The organism is Pseudomonas sp. KCJK9000 (genome assembly GCF_046230725.1).
Taxonomy (GTDB): domain Bacteria; phylum Pseudomonadota; class Gammaproteobacteria; order Pseudomonadales; family Pseudomonadaceae; genus Aquipseudomonas; species Aquipseudomonas promysalinigenes.
In genome coordinates this window covers 21,203-40,396 of the sequence record NZ_JBJJLN010000030.1, presented here as the reverse complement: position 1 = coordinate 40,396, position 19,194 = coordinate 21,203, and the positions used below count along the sequence as shown (strand labels likewise).

12 protein-coding genes and 1 other RNA gene are annotated in these 19,194 nt (G+C 61.2%); 6 read left to right on the top strand and 7 right to left on the bottom strand.

Annotated features, from left to right (window positions below):
- Window positions 1-111 precede the first annotated feature (111 nt).
- A complete protein-coding gene (locus tag ACK59H_RS14655; RefSeq protein ID WP_060479547.1) occupies window positions 112-888 on the top strand; it encodes an ABC transporter substrate-binding protein in 777 nt (258 codons plus the stop codon).
- Window positions 889-1,298: 410 nt separating this feature from the next.
- On the opposite strand, the gene ffs is transcribed toward ACK59H_RS14655, so the two are convergent.
- The 5 genes from ffs to ACK59H_RS14630 form a co-directional block, all read right to left on the bottom strand.
- Window positions 1,299-1,395: signal recognition particle sRNA small type (gene ffs, locus ACK59H_RS14650), an RNA gene on the bottom strand.
- A 163-nt stretch (window positions 1,396-1,558) separates the two neighbouring features.
- Complete coding sequence (gene ligA / locus ACK59H_RS14645; RefSeq protein WP_060476842.1) at window positions 1,559-3,889, bottom strand: NAD-dependent DNA ligase LigA; 2,331 nt, start codon at window positions 3,887-3,889, stop codon at window positions 1,559-1,561.
- Between the two features lie 99 nt (window positions 3,890-3,988).
- Entirely contained in the window at window positions 3,989-4,873 is an 885-nt protein-coding gene (gene zipA, locus ACK59H_RS14640; protein WP_409264583.1) for a cell division protein ZipA, read from the bottom strand.
- 207 nt (window positions 4,874-5,080) lie between these two features.
- Window positions 5,081-8,569 carry a chromosome segregation protein SMC gene (gene smc / locus ACK59H_RS14635; protein WP_060476844.1) on the bottom strand — a complete coding sequence of 1,163 codons (3,489 nt, stop codon included), beginning with the start codon at window positions 8,567-8,569 and terminating at the stop codon, window positions 5,081-5,083.
- Between the two features lie 3 nt (window positions 8,570-8,572).
- Window positions 8,573-9,232: a GntR family transcriptional regulator gene (locus tag ACK59H_RS14630; protein ID WP_060476845.1), complete on the bottom strand. Its 660-nt coding sequence runs from the start codon at window positions 9,230-9,232 to the stop codon at window positions 8,573-8,575.
- 263 nt (window positions 9,233-9,495) lie between these two features.
- Between ACK59H_RS14630 and xdhA the strand changes: the two genes are divergently transcribed.
- The 4 genes from xdhA to guaD all read left to right on the top strand — a co-directional run bounded on the left by xdhA (window position 9,496) and on the right by guaD (window position 15,616).
- Window positions 9,496-10,950, top strand: coding sequence for a xanthine dehydrogenase small subunit (gene xdhA / locus ACK59H_RS14625; protein WP_060476846.1), 1,455 nt, complete (start codon window positions 9,496-9,498; stop codon window positions 10,948-10,950).
- A complete protein-coding gene (gene xdhB, locus ACK59H_RS14620) occupies window positions 10,943-13,342 on the top strand; it encodes a xanthine dehydrogenase molybdopterin binding subunit (protein ID WP_060476847.1) in 2,400 nt (799 codons plus the stop codon). Before xdhA ends, xdhB begins: the two co-directional genes overlap by 8 nt.
- A gap of 113 nt (window positions 13,343-13,455) precedes the next feature.
- The gene (gene xdhC, locus ACK59H_RS14615; RefSeq protein ID WP_060476848.1) at window positions 13,456-14,301 is read left to right on the top strand and encodes a xanthine dehydrogenase accessory protein XdhC; all 846 of its coding nucleotides are present in this window, start codon (window positions 13,456-13,458) and stop codon (window positions 14,299-14,301) included.
- A gap of 10 nt (window positions 14,302-14,311) precedes the next feature.
- Window positions 14,312-15,616, top strand: coding sequence for a guanine deaminase (gene guaD / locus ACK59H_RS14610; RefSeq protein WP_060476849.1), 1,305 nt, complete (start codon window positions 14,312-14,314; stop codon window positions 15,614-15,616).
- A gap of 102 nt (window positions 15,617-15,718) precedes the next feature.
- On the opposite strand, the gene ACK59H_RS14605 is transcribed toward guaD, so the two are convergent.
- The gene (locus ACK59H_RS14605; protein ID WP_060476850.1) at window positions 15,719-16,474 is read right to left on the bottom strand and encodes a GntR family transcriptional regulator; all 756 of its coding nucleotides are present in this window, start codon (window positions 16,472-16,474) and stop codon (window positions 15,719-15,721) included.
- A gap of 281 nt (window positions 16,475-16,755) precedes the next feature.
- Between ACK59H_RS14605 and ACK59H_RS14600 the strand changes: the two genes are divergently transcribed.
- Window positions 16,756-18,105 carry an NCS2 family permease gene (locus ACK59H_RS14600; protein WP_186478466.1) on the top strand — a complete coding sequence of 450 codons (1,350 nt, stop codon included), beginning with the start codon at window positions 16,756-16,758 and terminating at the stop codon, window positions 18,103-18,105.
- 464 nt (window positions 18,106-18,569) lie between these two features.
- On the opposite strand, the gene uraH is transcribed toward ACK59H_RS14600, so the two are convergent.
- Entirely contained in the window at window positions 18,570-18,923 is a 354-nt protein-coding gene (uraH, locus tag ACK59H_RS14595) for a hydroxyisourate hydrolase (protein ID WP_060476852.1), read from the bottom strand.
- Window positions 18,924-19,194: the final 271 nt, after the last annotated feature.

Below are 19,194 nucleotides of genomic sequence, written 5' to 3'. Positions count from 1 at the left end.
GTAGCCTGAACGAGCGGAAGATCGCTAATGCTAGCGGAGCGGGGGCAAAATTGCACCCTGCACGGCTCGTCTAAGCTAAGCGACAGGTACGTTGTTCAAGGAGGATGTGCATTGCAACGACTGCTGGCCCTGTTATTGCTCTGGGCCACCTACAGCCTGGCAGAGCAACCGGTGGTACGTTTTTCGGTGGCCGAAAGCTGGAGCATGCCGCTGGTACGTATCGAAGGCGATCAACCTGTGGAGGGCCTGGTGTTCGATCTTGTTCAGGCGCTGGCACAAGAAGCTGGTGTGCGACCGGAATACCACGTATTGGCGCGCCTACGCATGCAGCAGGCCATGGACGCGGGTGATATCGACGTGCGCTGTTACGTCAGCACTCAATGGTTCAATGATCGGCCGGGGAATTTCGTGTGGAGCATCCCATTGATCGAGCAGCGCGATGTGCTGGTCGGGCGCCCGGGCGACAGCGATTCGACTCGCCCCGAGCAATTGCAACCCCAGGCGATCGGTACGGTGCTGGGGTACACCTACGGCACCCTCGAGCCGCTGTTTGCTCAAGGCCAGTTGCAGCGCGAGGACAGCCGTAGCCAGCAACTGGCGCTGCAAAAGCTGCAGGCTGGGCGATACCGGCATGCGGTCAGCAATCAATTGGCGCTGCAGTGGTTCAACCAGCACTTACCGCCCGCTCAGCGGCTGCAAGCGCAGGCGGTGGTGGAGGAGCAGGCGTTGGGATGCCTGGTTAGAAATGATCCGGCGATACCGACTCAGGGAATACTGCGGGCCTTGGTGCGGATGAAGCAGTCGGGGGATATCGAGCGGATTATCCAGCGCTACGGGGCGGCTGCTTATTCGGGAAAGGCTTTGGCAGCCCAGCCTGAACTGGAGTAGAAAGCAATTCTCTGCCAGCCTGCCTATCAAGCTGGAACGCAGGCCTTGGCCTGCCTGGCGTACGAAGCGCCTGTGAGATCGCGCGCCGCCCGCGCGGCGCATCGCGAGCTGCGCTCGCTCCTACGTTTGTTTCGGGCCAATTATGCCTGTGGGATTTGCGCGCGGACGCCTTGGTGCATGGCGCGAGATAGCGTCGTATGAACCAGGCGGTCGCGTGCGTCTGCCACAGGCGTTACTGGCCCGAAACAAACGTAGGAGCGAGCGCAGCTCGCGATGCGCCGCGCGGGCGGCGCTCGATCTCACAGGCACCAAAAATGTTATGCCGAGCACCCACCTGCCCCACGGCAATCTGCATCACCCGCAGACCATGCTGGAGCAACTATATTTTCAGACCCCGGAAATGGAGGCGGCCCCACCAGCCACACCCCGGCACTCGATGTTCCCGCTATGGCTGCTCCCTTCCGGGCCTGACCAGGTTAACGGGTAATCAATGCGGGGGGACCGATGGGGCCACCACTACGCGGCTCGCTGAGCAGCGAGCCGCGCCATTGTACCGCTCTGAGGCGAAGATACAACCATTAAGATAAGAAAAACTCATCATTTCTCAATGACTTGTCCCGCCCACGGCACATCGAGGCCTGCAACGCAGCCCTCGACAACATTCCACCGATCAGACGGTAATGCCCTGCTCGGCCAGAAAGGCAACAAACGCCTCTTCATCCAACACCTTCACCCCAAGCTCACTGGCCTTTGCCAGCTTTGAACCAGCACCAGGCCCTGCTACCACGCAGTGGGTTTTGCCAGAAACCGAGCCGGCGACCTTCGCGCCCAGGCTCTCAAGCTTTTCTTTGGCGATATCGCGGCTAAAGCGCTCCAGAGAGCCTGTCAGCACCCACGCCTGGCCGGCCAGCGGCAGGCCTTCGGCAACTTTCCTCTCGCTGTTCCAGTGCATGCCAAAGGCCAGCAGTTGCGCCTCGATATCACGGGCCAGTTGCTGATTGGCCTGGTCCTTGAAGAACTCGCGCACGGCTTCGGCCTGTTTCGCCGCCAGGGCCTGGCGCAGGTCGATACCATCGGCAGCAATGATCTTGTCCAGGCTGCCAAGCTTGTCCACCAGCTTCTGCGCGCCAGTAGGGCCCACCGAAGGTATGTCAAGTTTGGCGATCAACCCAGCCAGCGTGGTGCTTGCCGCAAACTCGGCTGCCAACTCCCCTTCATCCTGCAACTGCATGCCGCTGGCCAGCAATTGCTCGATGACCTTGCGGTTGTGCTCGTCCTCGAAGAAGTTGTGAATCTCGTAGGCCACTTCCAGGCCGATGTCCGGCAAATAGGTCAGCACCTGGGGCAGTGCCTGCTGCACACGGGCCAGGCTACCTAGCGAGCGGGCAAGTACTTTGGCGGTTTCTTCACCCACATCAGGAATGCCCAGGGCGTAGATGAAGCGGGCCAGGCTCGGGCGCTTGCTGGCTTCGATAGCGTCCAGCAGCTTGTTGCTGGAGACTTCGGCGAAGCCCTCCAGGCCGACGATCTGTTCGAACTTGAGCTTGTACAGGTCGGCGGGCGAGCTAATCAGGCCTTCATCCACCAACTGCTCGACGCTCTTTTCACCCAGGCCATCGATGTCCATGGCCCGGCGCGATACGTAGTGAATGATCGCCTGCTTGAGTTGGGCAGCGCAGGCCAGGCGGCCAACGCAGCGGTATACCGCCCCTTCGCTGGTGGTTTCCTTACCCTTGCTGCGCTTGATCAGCTGGGTGCGCTCGACCTGCGAGCCACAGACTGGGCATGCGCTGGGCACCTCTACCGGGCGGGCATCGTCTGGACGGCGCTCGAGCACGACCTGCATGACCTGCGGGATCACATCGCCGGCGCGGCGGATGATCACCGTGTCGCCGATGCGCAGCCCCAGCCGGGCGATTTCGTCCATGTTGTGCAGCGTGGCATTTGACACAGTCACGCCGGCGACCTTGACGGGCTTCAGACGCGCCACAGGCGTGACGGCCCCGGTGCGCCCGACCTGGAACTCCACGTCCAGCACTTCAGTGAGCTCTTCCATGGCTGGGAACTTGTGGGCGATGGCCCAGCGCGGCTCACGGGCGCGAAAGCCCAGCTCGCGTTGGGCAGCCAGGCTGTTGACCTTGAACACCACACCGTCGATCTCGTAGGGCAGGCTATTGCGCCGCTCGCCAATGTCACGGTAGTAGGCCAGGCATTCTTCGATCCCTGCTGCATGCTTGAGCTCGCGACTGATCGGCAGGCCCCACTGCTTGAGCTGTTCGAGGATGCCGATATGGCTTTGGCCAATGCTCCCGGAAACCTGCCCGACGCCATAGCAGCAGAACTCCAGCGGGCGACTGGCGGTGATTTTCGAATCCAGCTGGCGCAGGCTGCCGGCTGCGGCGTTGCGCGGGTTGGCAAATGTCTTGCCGCCTGCCTCGGCTTGGGCCGCGTTGAGCCGGTCGAAGCCAGCCTTGCTCATGTAGACCTCGCCACGCACCTCCAGCACCGCAGGCCACCCTTCGCCCTGCAGCTTGAGCGGAATGTTGCGCACGGTACGTACGTTGGCGCTGATATCTTCTCCGGTGGTGCCGTCGCCACGGGTTGCACCCTGCACCAACAAGCCATCCCGATACAATAGGCTCACGGCCAGGCCATCGAGCTTAGGCTCGCAACTGAAATCCACCGTGCCAGGCTGATCGAGCCCATCGACCACGCGACGGCCAAATTCACGCAGGTCCGCCTCCTCGAAGGCGTTGCCCAAGCTGAGCATCGGTATTTCGTGACGCACCTGGGCGAACGCCGCCAGCGCCGCGCCACCGACCCGCTGGGTGGGCGAGTCGGGGGTAATCAGGTGCGGGTGTTCGGCTTCCAGGGCCTTGAGCTCATTGAACAGGCGGTCGTATTCAGCATCGGGCACGCTGGGCTCGTCCAGCACGTAGTAGCGGTAGTTGTGCTGATCGAGCTCGGCGCGCAAAGCGTGGATTCGGTTTTCGGCGGTCATTTTTCAGGTTCTCTTGCAAAGCAAAAGAGCAGCCCTGGGCTGCTCTTGCGCTTGAAACAGGGTGGGTAAGACCAAGGCCAGGCCACCCACTGGTCTACATCAGCGTTTTTGGGTCAGCGCGCGGCGCTCGAACTCGACGATGCGCTGGCGATAATGCTCGATGGTTTGCGCCGTCAGCACGCTGCGCTGGTCGTCCTTCAGTTCACCATTGAGCTCGTGGGCCAGCTTGCGCGCCGCCGCCACCATCACATCGAAGGCCTGCTTCGGATGACGTGGGCCTGGCAGACCCAGGAAGAAGCTCACTGCACGGGTGCTGAAGTGGTCGATATCGTCAAGATCGAAGATACCCGGCTTAACTGCGTTGGCCATGGAGAACAGCACTTCGCCGTGACCGGCCATGCTCTCGTGGCGGTGGAAGATATCCATTTCACCAAAACGCAGGCCGCTTTCAAGAATGTTCTGCAGCAGAGCCGGCCCCTTGAAACCACCTTCGTCGCGGGAAATGACGCTGATCACCAATACTTCCTCGACCGGCGGCAATTCCTTGGCCGAGTTGCCAGCGGCGGCAAAGCCATTGTTGCGGCTGTTGTCAGCGGTGAACGCTTCGTCGGCATCGGCGAACAGGTCAGGCTCGCGCGGTTCAGCGACCAAGTCGAGGTCGCCCTGCTCTTGGGCTGCACGCTTGTTGCGCTTGCTGGCCTTGGCCGGTTTCGGCTCGCGGTCGCGGTCGCGCTCCCGGGCCGGGGCACTGAGCGACGGCAGGTCGGCCTCGTCCAGTTCTGGCTCCTTCTGGGTTTCCAGTACCCGCGACGGGCCGAGCACTTCCGCACTGCCCTCCTCGTCCGGCAGGTTGGAATAACTGCGATCCAGACGGAATTTCAGCTTGCCTTTTCCGCCGCGCATACGGCGCCAGCCGTCGAAAAGAATACCGGCGATGACAATGACGCCGATGACGATCAGCCACTCGCGCAGACCGATTTCCATGTAATCCCGTGCCTCTATAAAAATATGCTTGAAAACAAAGGGTTCAAAAGCCCTTTAACACGTGGCGCCAACTCTATGTTCTGACAGGCGTTTTACCCACGCAAAAAACGAGTGACATTAAGCTAGCACGACCAAAGACAACTTTACACCGTCTGTCGCACATGTCAGGGGACATTTGCCTACGCTTTTCATCCCGATCTTCGTCCATCAGGCGTCCACCATGGCCAGGGCCTCCTCTACATCAACTGCAACAAGACGTGAACAGCCCGGCTCATGCATGGTCACCCCCATCAGTTGATCCGCCATCTCCATGGCGATCTTGTTATGGGTGATGTAGATGAACTGCACGCTTTCACTCATTTCCTTGACCAGCCGGGCGTACCGCCCGACGTTGGCATCGTCCAGTGGCGCATCGACCTCGTCGAGCATGCAGAACGGTGCTGGGTTCAACTTGAAGATGGCAAACACCAGCGCCAAAGCGGTCAGTGCCTTCTCGCCGCCGGACAGAAGATGAATGGTGCTGTTCTTCTTGCCCGGCGGACGCGCCATGATCGTCACCCCTGTATCGAGTAGATCTTCGCCCGTCAGTTCCAGATAAGCGCTGCCACCACCGAAAACTTTTGGAAAAAGTGCCTGTAATCCTGCATTTATCTGATCAAAGGTATCCTTGAAGCGGTTGCGGGTTTCCTTGTCTATCTTGCGAATGACGTTTTCCAAGGTATCAAGGGCCTCGACCAGGTCGGCATCCTGGGCGTCCAGGTAACGCTTGCGCTCGGACTGCTGCTCGTATTCCTCGATGGCCGCCAAGTTGATCGCGCCCAGGCGCTGGATACGGCCTTCGACCTGCTCCAGCTCAAGCTCGGTGCCCTGCTCGCTGACGTCGGCCTCGAGCGTGGCCAGCACGCCTTGCAAATCGTAGCCATCAGCCAACAATTGCTCCTGCAAGGTGCGCCGACGTATATCCAGGCCCTGGTTTTCCAGGCGCATCTGCTCCAGCTGGCCACGCAGCAGTTGGGCTTGCTGTTCGGCCTGGGTGCGGCGCTTTTCGGCATCACGCAATGCGCGATCCGCTTCGTCCATGTGCAGCCGCGCCTGACGCATTTCCTCGTCGACGCTCATACGCCGCTCCAGCAGTTCCTCAAGCTTAAGGCGCAGCTCTTCAAGCGGTGCTTCACCTTCTTCGAGGTTCAGGTTCAGTTGCTCCTGGCGCTCGCTCAGCCGTGCGGCCTGCTGCTCCAGGCGCTCCAATGCCTGGCGAGTGGAGTCATGCTGGGCGCGCAGCGAGCCAAGGCGCACGGCCAACTGATGGGCGTGGTCCTTGTGCTGCCGGGCTTGCTGGCGAATGCGGTCGAGGCCTTCACGCAGCGTGTCGCGGCGCGCCATCAGTTGCTCGCGCTGCTCGGTGTCCTGGGCCATAAGGTCCAGCGCCTCCTGCAGCAGCAGGCGCGCTTCGCCACGTTGCTCGTGCTCAAGCGCCCGTTGCTCCTGAAGCTCGGCCAGTTCTTCCTGCAGGCGACGCCGCCGCAGCTCGAGCTGCTCGGCGCGAGCGCGCTCAGCGGACAGGCTGGCCTTGAGCTCGCCGTGCTGGCGGTTTTCTTCCTGGCTACGGCGGCGCAATTGCTCGCGCTGCTCTTCCAGTTCAAGCTGTTGCTCGCGGGTGATCTGCGCCTGGTGCTCCAGCTGTTCCAGCGCCGCCTCAAGTGCCTGTTGCTCCTCACCCAACCGTTCGATTTCCTGGGCACGGGCCAGCACACCCCCTTGAGACTCGGCACCGCGGCTGACGCGCAGAAAATGCCGCCCCACCCAGTAGCCATCGCGGCTCACCAGGCTTTGCCCGACGCTCAACGCGGCGCGCTTGGCCAACGCCTCGGCAAGGTCTTGTACTGGTTGCACATGGCCTAGCCACGGCGCCAGGTCGGTGCGCCCTTCGACCTTGTCGAGCAGGCTGCCGGGCTGACGCTCACCACCTTCGGCTGCCAGCAGCAGGCGCAGCTCACCCTGCTCCAGGGCGCTGAAGTTCAAGCCAGCAAAATCGTCCAGGAGCACGGCTTGCAAATCGGCGTCCAGCACGGTTTCCACGGCCAGCTCCCAGCCCGGCTCAACGCGCAGGCCCTCAGCCAGGCGCGGACGCAGGTCCAGCCCATGGTCCTGAAGCCATTGGGCAGTACCGCCCCCAGGCTCCAGAGCAGCCTGCTGCAGCGCCTCGAGCGAGGCCAGGCGGCCGCCCAGACGCTGCAAGTCGCCTTGTTGCTGCTGCTGGGCATGAATCGCCTGCTGCAATTGCTCGCGCACGTGCTCCAGGCGCTCGACCACTTGTTGCTCCGACACCTGCAACTGCTCAAGCAGCATCTCGCTGGCGGCCAGTTGCTCTGCCAACTCCAGCATGCCGGTATCCTGCGGGTCCACGCCCAGTTGCTCACGCTCCTCGGCCAGCTTGCGCTGACGCTCGGCCAGGCGCTCCAGGCTGGCTTCTAGCTGCTGCAGCCGGGCCTGCTGCACCTCGGCTTGGCGCCGTGGTTCAGCGGAGCGAGTGTTGAAACTGTCCCACTGCTCTTGCCAGCCATGCATACCCAGCTCGGCTTCTTCAAGGCTAGCGGCAGCTTCTTCGGCGCCAGCCAGGGTCAGCTCCTGCTCCGGCTCGAGCATCGCCAGCTCTTCACCGAGTGTGGCCAACAGGGTGCGGTCATGCCCCAGGTGAGATTCGGTCTCCTGACGGCTACGCTCGGCCTCCTTCAAATCGTCCTGCAACTGGCGCAGGCGCTGCTGGCCATGCTGGATGCTCTGCTCCACCCGAGCAATGTCACCAGCCACTGAGTAAAAGCGGCCTTGCACTTGGTTGAATCGCTCGGAGAGCTCGTGGTGCCCGTCGCGCAGGCGTTCGATACTGGCATCGGCGTTACGCTGCTCCGCCACCAGCGCCTCGTGGGCGATATCCTGGTCACCGATCACCGCCTCGCGCTGGCGCACACGCTCATCCAGGTCGCGCCAGCGCAACGCTGCCAGGCGGGCCTTGAGCTGGCGTTCGTGAGCCTTGTATTCACGGTACTTCTCCGCAGCCTGGGCCTGGCGCTGCAAGCGCTCGAGCTGGCGCTCCAGCTCTTCGCGCAGGTCGGTCAAGCGTGCAAGGTTCTCCTGAGTCCGGCGAATCCGGCTTTCGGTTTCGCGGCGGCGCTCCTTGTATTTGGAGATACCCGCCGCCTCTTCGATGAAATTGCGCAGCTCTTCTGGCTTGGCCTCGATGAGCTTGGAGATCATGCCCTGCTCGATGATCGAATAGCTGCGCGGGCCCAGGCCGGTGCCGAGGAAGATGTCCGTGATATCGCGGCGGCGACACTTGGTGCCGTTTAGGTAATAGCTGTTCTGCCCGTCTCGGGTGACCTTGCGGCGGATGGAAATTTCGGCGTACGCCGCGTATTCGCCCAGCAGGGTGGTCTCGCTGTTGTCGAACACCAGCTCGATACTGGCCTGGCTCACCGGCTTGCGGCTGGTGGAGCCGTTGAAGATCACGTCGGTCATCGACTCGCCGCGCAGGTTCTTCGCCGAACTTTCGCCCATCACCCAGCGCACCGCATCGATGATGTTGGACTTGCCGCAACCGTTAGGGCCAACCACCGCCGCCATGTTGCTGGGGAAGTTGACCGTGGTGGGGTCGACGAACGACTTGAACCCGGCCAGGCGAATGCACTTCAGGCGCATCGGTCAGCCTCGCGCCAGCGCCGCCAGCACCAGCTCGCAACTGCGCTGGCCATAAGCGGTGAGCACCTCGCGGATATGCGGCAGGTCACGGGCGACCACGGCTTCGAGCAGGCGGGCGAACAAGTCGAGGTAGTCATCCATGTTGGCCTGGCGCTGATCCAGGGCCAGGTAGTAGGCGCGGCTCATGGCCGGCTGCAGGTTTTCAACGGTCTCCTGCAGGTAGGGGTTATCGGCGAAAGGGTAGGCTGCGCGCATCACTGCGAAACTTTCGGCGACGAACGCCTTGATATCCTGCCGTTCACTGGCCAGACGCAGGCGCTGCTGAATGTCCAGAAACGGTCGCAGGTCGGCTTCGGTGCGCCATTTTTGTGCTACCGCGTTACCCAGCAAAATGTAGAACTCGCCCATCAGGGTGCACAGGCTGCGTACGCCACGTTCGTCCAGTTCGGTGACATGGGCGCCACGTCGCGGCAGGATTGCCACCAAATGCCGACGTTCGAGGATCAACAACGCCTCGCGCACCGAACCGCGGCTGACACTCAAGGCCTGCGTGACCTTCTGCTCCTGGATACGCTCACCGGGCGCAAGCTCACCGCGGATGATGCGTTCGGCCAGGTAGTCGGCAATTTGCTCGGAGAGGCTGTCCGGCGCCTTGAACGTCATGGTTTTCCTTCAAAATCATTGAACTGGGCACAAGGAAGCGATTGTAGCGCACTTGCCTGGCACTCGCGCAGAGGGGCATTGGCCTTTATTTGACCGGTCAGACAAGCAAGGCGGCGCGATCTATGCTTGTACAAGGCACCGATGTACGGCTGAGCGTCGACACGCACAATTTCCTGACCTTTGAGTCAGAAAATTATTGACCATCGCGACAGGTCTGCTTATTGTCCGCTCAACAACAATAAAACCATTGCGAGGCCATCCCCGTGATCCAGTTTCTCGTCAATCAGGTGCTGCGCAGCGAGCATGCCCTGGACCCTAACATGACGGTGCTGCAATACCTGCGCGAGCACCTGGGCAAACCCGGCACCAAAGAAGGCTGCGCCAGTGGCGACTGTGGCGCCTGCACCGTAGTGGTGGGCGAGCTCGTGCAGAACGAAGCTGGCGAGGACAGCCTGCGCTACCGCAGCCTCAATTCATGCCTGACGTTCGTTTCTTCCCTGCACGGCAAGCAATTGATCAGCGTCGAAGACCTCAAGCACAACGGCCAGTTGCACAGTGTGCAGCAGGCCATGGCCGACTGCCACGGCTCGCAGTGCGGCTTTTGCACGCCTGGCTTCGTCATGTCGTTGTTCGCCCTGCAGAAGAACAGCCAGGGCGCCGACCTGCAGCAAGCTCAGGAAGCCCTTGCCGGCAACCTGTGCCGCTGTACCGGCTACCGGCCGATCCTCGACGCGGCCGAGCAGAGCTGCCGCCAGCCATGCCGCGACCAGTTCGATGCCCAGCAAGCGCAGACCATAGCCCGCTTGAAAGCCATCGCGCCAACTCAGACCGGCGAACTCAATACCGGCGACAAGCGCTGCCTGGTGCCGCTGACCGTTGCCGATCTGGCCGATCTATACAGCTCGCACCCCGAAGCGCGTCTGCTGGCAGGAGGTACCGATCTGGCACTGGAAGTCACCCAGTTCCACAAGGCCCTGCCGGTGATGATCTATGTTGGCCATGTCGCTGAGCTCAAACGTATCGACAAGACCGCCACCCACCTGGAAATCGGCGCCGCCACCGCGCTTACCGATTGCTACGGTGCACTCAACGAGGAGTACCCGGACTTCGGCGACCTGCTGCACCGCTTCGCTTCGCTGCAGATCCGCAACCAGGGCACCCTGGGTGGCAACATCGGTAACGCCTCGCCGATTGGCGATTCGCCTCCCCTGCTGATTGCCCTGGATGCGCAGGTCGTCTTGCGCCAGGGCGAACGTCAGCGGGTCATGCCGCTGGAAGATTATTTTATCGACTACCGCATCACTGCCCGCCAGGACAGTGAGTTCATCGAGAAGATCATCGTGCCACGCGCCAGCAAAGACTGGGCCTTTCGCGCCTACAAAGTGTCCAAACGCCTGGACGACGACATCTCCGCAGTCTGCGCAGCCTTCAATTTGAGCATCGAAGATGGCGTAGTCAGCGGCGTGCGCATCGCCTTCGGCGGCATGGCGGCCATCCCCAAACGCGCCCGCGCTTGCGAAGCAGCCTTGCGCGGTAAGCCCTGGAACCAGGCCAGCATCGAGCGCGCCTGCATGGCTCTGGCCGAAGACTTCACCCCGCTCAGCGACTTCCGCGCCAGCAAGGAATACCGCCTGCTCACCGCGCAAAACCTGCTGCGCAAATATTTCATCGAACAGCAAACGCCTTACATCGAAACACGGGTGACCGATTATGTCTAACCATCACGTTGCCAAGAGCCAGGCCGAGATGGCCGAACTGTTCCGCCAGGACCTGACCAGCGGGGTCGGGCGCAGCATCAAGCACGACAGTGCCGACAAGCATGTGTCTGGCGAAGCGATTTACATCGATGACCGCCTGGAATTCCCGAACCAGTTGCACGTATACGCTCGCACCGCTGACCGCGCCCATGCGCGTATCCTGCGCATCGATACCAGCCCGTGCTATGCCTTCGAGGGCGTGCGAATCGCCATTACCCATGAGGATATTCCGGGCCTCAAGGACATCGGCCCGGTGGTCGCTGGCGACCCGCTGCTGGCCATCGATAAAGTCGAGTTCTTCGGCCAGCCGGTGCTGGCCGTGGCGGCCCGTGACCTGGACACTGCACGGCGTGCCGCTATGGCCGCCATTGTCGAGTACGAAGACCTGGAGCCGGTACTGGACGTGGTCGAGGCGCTGCGCAAGAAGCATTTCGTGCTCGACAGCCACACTCACCAGCGCGGCGATGCTGCCGCAGCCCTGGCGAGCGCCCCGCACCGCCTGCAAGGCACGCTGCACATCGGCGGCCAAGAGCACTTCTACCTGGAAACTCAGATCTCCTCGGTGATGCCTACCGAGGACGGCGGCATGATCGTCTACTGCTCCACGCAGAACCCAACGGAAGTGCAGAAGCTGGTCGCCGAAGTGCTCGACGTCCCCATGAACAAAGTGGTGCTGGACATGCGCCGCATGGGTGGCGGATTTGGCGGCAAGGAAACCCAGGCAGCAAGCCCGGCCTGCCTGTGCGCGGTGATTGCGCGCCTGACCGGCCAGCCAACCAAGATGCGCCTGCCAAGGGTCGAAGACATGACCATGACCGGCAAGCGCCACCCATTCTACGTGGAGTACGACGTCGGCTTCGACGACGACGGCCGCCTGCATGGCATCAATCTAGACCTGGCCGGCAACTGCGGCTACTCGCCAGACCTGTCCGGCTCGATCGTCGACCGTGCCATGTTCCACTCCGACAACGCCTACTACCTGGGCGATGCGACCGTGCACGGCCACCGCTGCAAGACCAACACCGCCTCCAATACCGCCTACCGTGGCTTTGGCGGCCCTCAGGGTATGGTCGCCATCGAGCAAGTGATGGACCACATCGCCCGCCATCTGGGCCGCGACCCGCTGGCGGTGCGCAAGGCCAACTATTACGGCAAGACCGAACGCAACGTCACCCACTACTACCAGACGGTCGAGCACAACATGCTCGAAGAAATGACGGCCGAGCTCGAAGCCAGCAGCGACTACGCTGAGCGTCGCGAATCGATCCGCCGCTTCAACGCGAATAGCCCGGTTCTGAAAAAGGGCCTGGCGCTGACGCCAGTCAAGTTCGGCATCTCGTTCACTGCCACGTTCCTGAACCAGGCCGGTGCGCTGATTCACATCTACACCGACGGCAGCATCCACCTGAACCATGGCGGCACCGAGATGGGCCAAGGGCTCAACACCAAGGTGGCGCAGGTAGTGGCGCAGGTGTTCCAAGTTGATTTCAGCCGTATCCAGATCACCGCCACCAATACCGACAAGGTTCCCAATACCTCGCCGACTGCGGCTTCCAGCGGTGCCGACCTGAACGGCAAGGCTGCCCAGAACGCCGCACAGATCCTCAAGCAGCGCCTGACCGAGTTCGCCGCACGGCACTATCAGGTGACCGAGGAAGACGTCGAGTTTCGCAACGGCCATGTGCGGGTGCGTGACCAGATCGTCAGTTTCGAACAGTTGGTGCAACAGGCGTACTTCGCCCAGGTATCGCTGTCGAGCACCGGTTTCTACCGCACGCCGAAAATCTACTACGACCGCAGCCAGGCACGCGGCCGCCCCTTCTACTACTTCGCCTTCGGCGCTGCCTGTGTGGAAGTGATCGTCGACACCCTGACCGGCGAATATAAGATGCTGCGCGCCGACATCCTGCATGACGTGGGCGATTCGCTGAACCCGGCCATCGATATTGGTCAGGTCGAGGGCGGGTTCATTCAGGGCATGGGCTGGCTGACTACCGAAGAGCTGGTGTGGAACGCCAAAGGCAAGCTGATGACCAACGGCCCTGCCAGCTACAAGATTCCGGCTGTGGCCGACATGCCGCTGGACCTGCGGGTGAAGCTGGTGGAGAACCGCAAGAACCCGGAAGACACCGTGTTCCACTCCAAAGCCGTCGGCGAGCCACCGTTCATGCTCGGCATTGCCGCCTGGTGCGCGCTCAAGGACGCGGTGGCAAGCATCGCCGACTACCGTGTGCAACCCAATATCGACGCGCCGGCCACGCCGGAGCGGGTGTTGTGGGGCTGTGAGCAGATGCGCAAAGCGGTGGCTCAGCAACCATCCGCCGAGCAAGAACTGGAAACCGTGACTCACTGACAGCGAGGATCACAGTGGGGGCACCGGCCAAGACGGCGGTGCGACTCCCTCGCATTCGCGGGCAAACCTGCCCCCACTGTGGACTGGATAGCCCCTTCAAGAGGTTATGGATCATGCACCATTGGATCAACGCCCTCGCCGACCATCAGGCCCGTGGTGAAGCCTGCGTGCTGGTGACTATCATCGAGGAACGCGGCTCGACCCCGCGCAACGCAGGTTCGAAAATGGTCGTCAGCGCCACAGCCCTGTATGACACCATCGGCGGTGGCCACCTGGAATACAAGGCGCTGCACATCGCCCGCCAGATGCTCGAAGAGCACCGCAGCACACCGCACCTCGAGCGCTTCAGCCTCGGCGCCAGCCTTGGCCAGTGCTGCGGTGGTGCCACTGTGCTGCTGTTCGAACCCATGGCGGCGGTGCAAGCGCAGATCGCCGTTTTCGGCGCGGGCCATGTCGGCCGTGCTCTGGTACCCTTGCTCGCCGCGCTGCCCTGCCGAGTGCGCTGGATCGACTCGCGTGAGCAGGAATTCCCCGAGTTCATCCCCAACGGGGTGAGCAAGATCGTCAGTGACGAACCGGTCGACGAGGTTGCAGATCTGCCACCAGGCAGCTACTGCATCGTCATGACCCACAACCACCAGCTCGACCTGGAACTGACCGCCGCCATTCTCAAGCGCAACGATTTCACCTGGTTTGGCTTGATCGGCTCGAAAACCAAGCGGGTCAAATTCGAGCATCGCCTGCGCGAACGCGGCTATGACGATGCTCTGCTGGCGCGTATGCGTTGCCCGATGGGCTTGCCTGAAGTCAAGGGCAAACTGCCGATCGAAATTGCCGTGTCCATCGCCGGCGAAATCATTGCCACCTACAACGCTTGCTTTGGCCAGCATGACGCTGCCGCCAATGCCGGCCCCATTGCCCAGTTGCTGCCCCCCTCCCGGCGCAGCCAAGCCATTTGACGAGTGTGATATGACCGCTACCCGCAAAGCCTACCGTGCCGCCATCCTGCACAGCATCGCCGACCCGGCCGAGGTAGGCCTGGACGCTTCCCATGAATACTTCGAGGACGGCCTGCTGGTGATCGACGACGGCCGCATCAGCGCTGTCGGCCATGCCAGCGAGCTGCTGCCGAGCCTGGCGGCCGACATCGAAGTGATGCATTACCAGGACGCACTGATCACCCCGGGCTTCATCGATACCCACATCCATTTCCCGCAGACTGGCATGATCGGCTCCTACGGCGAACAGCTGCTGGACTGGCTCAACACCTACACCTTCCCATGCGAGAAGCAGTTCGCCGACAAGGATCACGCCGACAAGGTCGCGAAGATTTTCCTCAAGGAGTTGCTGCGCAACGGCACCACCACTGCCCTGGTGTTCGGCAGCGTGCACCCGCAATCGGTCAACGCCCTGTTCGAGGAAGCCGAGCGCCTCGACCTGCGCATGATCGCCGGCAAAGTGATGATGGACCGCAACGCCCCGGACTACCTCACCGACACTGCCGAGTCCAGCTATACCGAAAGCAAGCAGCTCATCGAACGCTGGCATGGCAAGGGCCGCCTGCATTACGCGGTGACCCCGCGCTTCGCTCCAACCAGCACACCGCAGCAACTGGCCCTGGCCGGCCAATTGCTCAAGGAGCACCCCGGGTTGTACATGCACACCCACCTGTCGGAAAACCTCAAGGAAATCGATTGGGTGAAGGAGCTGTTCCCGGAGCAGAAGGGTTACCTGGACGTCTATGACCACTTCGAGCTGCTCAGCGAGCGCTCGGTGTTCGCCCACGGCGTGCACCTGTGCGACAGTGAATGCCAACGCCTGGCCGAAACCGGTTCGGCCGTGGCGTTCTGCCCCACTTCCAACCTGTTCCTGGGCAGTGGCCTTTTCAACCTGCCCCAGGCTGAGCGCTTCAAGGTCAACGTGGGTTTGGGCACCGACGTTGGCGCCGGTACCAGCTTCTCGCTGCTCAACACCCTGAACGAAGCCTACAAAGTGATGCAACTGCAAGGCGCGCGTCTGCACCCTTACAAGTCGCTGTACCTGGCAACCCTTGGCGGCGCCCGTGCATTGCGCCTGGATGACCGCATCGGCAGCCTGCGCCCAGGCAACGATGCCGACTTCGTGGTGCTCGACTACAAGGCCACACCGCTGCTGGACTACCGCATTCAGCAGTCTGTCAGCATCGAAGAAACCCTTTTCGTGCTGACTACTTTGGGCGACGACCGTACCGTGCGCGAAACTTACGCGGCAGGGCGCTGCGTGCATCAGCGCTAAGGCACCTGCGTAAGGTGGGGTAATATGGCTTTTCGGAAATAAGCGGCGAAGCGTCGATGGCTGTGGGGGCACTCCCACACAGCCATCACGTGGGCCGAACGATCAACCCTTGACGGAAACCTTGGGCTTTTTGAGCAAGTGCGAGAACACGGCGTGCAGATCGTCCGAGGCGCTTTCGTCGTCCAGGTTCAGCTTGCTATCGATATGATCCATGTGGTGCATCATCAGGCTCACGGCCTGCTCGGCATCGCGCGCCTCGATGGCGTCGATCAACTGCATGTGCTCGTCATAGGAGCAATGCGAGCGAGTGCCGCTTTCATACTGGGCGATGATCAGCGAGGTTTGCGAAACCAGGCTGCGCTGAAAGCTGACCAGTGGGGCGTTGCCTGCGGCCTCAGCCAGTTTCAGGTGAAATTCGCCAGACAGACGAATACCGGCTCCACGGTCGCCACGAGAGAAGCTGTCACGCTCCTCACGCACCATCTGGCGCAGTTCGTTGAGCTGCTCCACGGTAGCATGCTGCACCGCCAGCTCGGTGATGGCGCGCTCCACCATGCGGCGGGAGAAAAATACCTGACGCGCCTCTTCGACCGTTGGGCTGGCCACCACCGCGCCGCGGTTCGGCCGTAACAGTACGACACTTTCATGGGCTAGGCGCGACAAGGCGCGGCGAATGATGGTGCGGCTGACGCCGAAGATCTCACCCAGCGCTTCCTCGCTCAACTTGGTGCCCGGCGCCAATCGCTGCTCGAGGATCGCCTCGAAAATGTGCGCGTAGACGATGTCATCCTGGGTACCACTGCGGCCGGCCTTGCCAGTACGCGCAGGTTTTTTCAGAGGTTGCAGCTGTTCGTTCATGGGCTCTCGAAGCACGAAGAGAAAGTATGACGCCATTGTACACAGGCTGAGGCGATTGAGCAGGGGCGTTTAAGCCATATAGCCGTTATACGCCGCATTGCGCGCACAAAAGATAAAACATTATTTGCATTCTTTGTACACAAAAGCATAATCCATCGAGCAACTTCTTGACCCGTAAGTCAACTAAGCGCGTCAGACGTCTGCCTTCCCTCGAGGAGCCACCAAGTGCATTGCTCAGGACCGGCTCCCACAACAACAAGAAAGACTTGAGGAGTACCGCTGTGGAAAGCCGCAAATCCGAAGCACCTACGCTGGATCTCGCGCCACCACTCGAAACGAGTTGGCTGGAACGGATTTTCAAACTCAAGCAACATGGCAGCACCGTCAAAACCGAAATGATCGCCGGGGTGACCACCTTCATCACCATGGCGTATATCATCTTCGTCAACCCAAACATCATGGCCGACGCTGGCATCGACCATGGTGCAGCCTTCGTGGCCACCTGCATCGCCGCAGCCCTGGGCTGCCTGCTGATGGGCCTGTATGCCAACTGGCCGGTCGGCCTGGCGCCGGGCATGGGGCTCAATGCTTTCTTCACCTATACCGTGGTCGGCACCATGGGCTACAACTGGGAAACAGCGCTGGGGGCGGTGTTCGTCTCGGGTGTGCTGTTCATGTTCCTGACCTTGTCGAAAGTGCGTGAATGGTTGCTCAACAGCATTCCGGTCAGCCTGCGCCATGCCATGGGGGCCGGCGTCGGATTGTTTCTCGGGCTGATCGGCCTGAAGACCGCCGGCATCATCGTCGACAGCCCAGCCACTTTGATCAAGCTGGGGTCGCTGCACGAGCCTGGGCCACTGCTGGCGGCGGTGTGCTTCCTGCTTATAGCCATTCTCAGCTACAAGCGTGTATTCGGCGCGATCCTGATCAGCATCATCGGTGTCACCCTGGCCGGCTGGGGGCTGGGCCTGGTCAAGTTCAACGGTGTGATGTCGATGCCACCAAGCCTTGCACCCACCTGGATGGCCATGGACGTAGCCGGTGTGTTCAACGTCAGCATGATCAGCGTGGTGCTGGCGTTTCTGTTCGTGCACATGTTCGACACCGCCGGCACGTTGATGGGCGTGGCCCAGCGGGCCAACCTGGTGGCGCCGGACGGGCGCATCGAGAACCTGTCGAAGGCGTTGAAGGCTGACAGTGCTTCAAGCGTGTTCGGTGCTGTGGTGGGTGTGCCACCGGTCACCAGCTATGTGGAAAGTGCCGCAGGGGTCGCGGCAGGTGGTCGCACTGGCCTCACCGCCGTGGTCGTCGGCATCCTGTTCATCGCCGCGATGTTCTTCGCCCCCCTGGCGGGCATGATTCCCGCCTATGCCACTGCCGGCGCACTGATCTATGTGGCGATGCTGATGATGGGCAGCATGGCACACATCCATTGGGACGAAGCCACCGACAGCATTCCGGCGATCGTCACGGTGATCATGATGCCGCTGACCTTCTCGGTCGCCGATGGCATTGCTTTGGGCTTCATCAGCTATGTGGCGTTGAAAGCGGGGACCGGCAAGTACAAGGAAATTTCGGCCAGCCTGTGGGTGTTGTGCGCGATCTTCATTGCCAAGTTTGTGTTTCTCTGACCACAGCTGCATCAGCGAAAGGCGCTTCGGCGCCTTTTGTTGTTTTCAGCACATTTACAGCGACCCGACCCAACGACTGATATTTGGTCAGCTGCCAGCTGCAGCTGGGTTATGGCGCCGTGAACAACCACCTGGCGTGCCAGGTTCCTTGAGTCGCGATCACACAGGTGTTTAGGTCAGGATTGCACTACGCACTGAAAGCGGAAGTATTTCCAACACTTCAGCCCTTGTGCTCGCTAGCCAGGAATGGATCAAAGGGCAAGGACCAACGCGGGTGGTCGGTACCTTTTCAATCTGGGAGGAGGCTTAGGTGCGAGCGTTGATGAACGCGTATTGATGAAGACGGATATGTCACTGCACGTCAGGCGAAAGGGAATTCGCGATGGCACCGATCCCTGGACGAAAAAAAGCCCGCCAGTGTGAGAGCGGGCTAAAGGACCTACGAAGATTCTTCTAGCGACCAACTAGCTTCCACGATAGGTCGAATAGCTGTAAGGCGAGATCAGCAATGGCACGTGGTAGTGCTCTTGCTGCTCGTCGATGCCAAAACGCAGCACTACAACATCCAGAAACGCCTGGGCCGGCAGTTGCACGCCGCGGGCGCGGTAGTAATCACCTGCGCTGAACTGCAACTGATATACCCCTGTGCGGTAGTCATCACCTTGCAGCAACGGCGAGTCGACGCGGCCATCGCTATTGGTCAACGCAGTATTCACCAGCTCCAGCTGCTGGCCTTCGACGCGGTACAGCTCGACCTTGATCGAGCTGCCTGGGCAGCCATGCGCGGCATCCAGTACGTGAGTGGTCAAACGTCCCATCTGCTTGTCGCCTCTTGTTCAATCTATGGGCAAAAAATACACAGCTGACGCCCCAATTCAGGGCTTGCGATGTGCGGGAATGACGCCATTAAGACATTTCAGCGTGAGATTGTACACAATTTTTTGAATCCCTTGGCTGCGCCGCCGGCAAACCAGCGGCTAGACCCAGATATAGACGCCGTGCAGCGTCTCGGATCAATTATTGACCAATTAGGCAGGTTTCTTGCAGGCCTATTTGTAACCCAGCCTCAAGCGACAAAAGGGGAGAAAT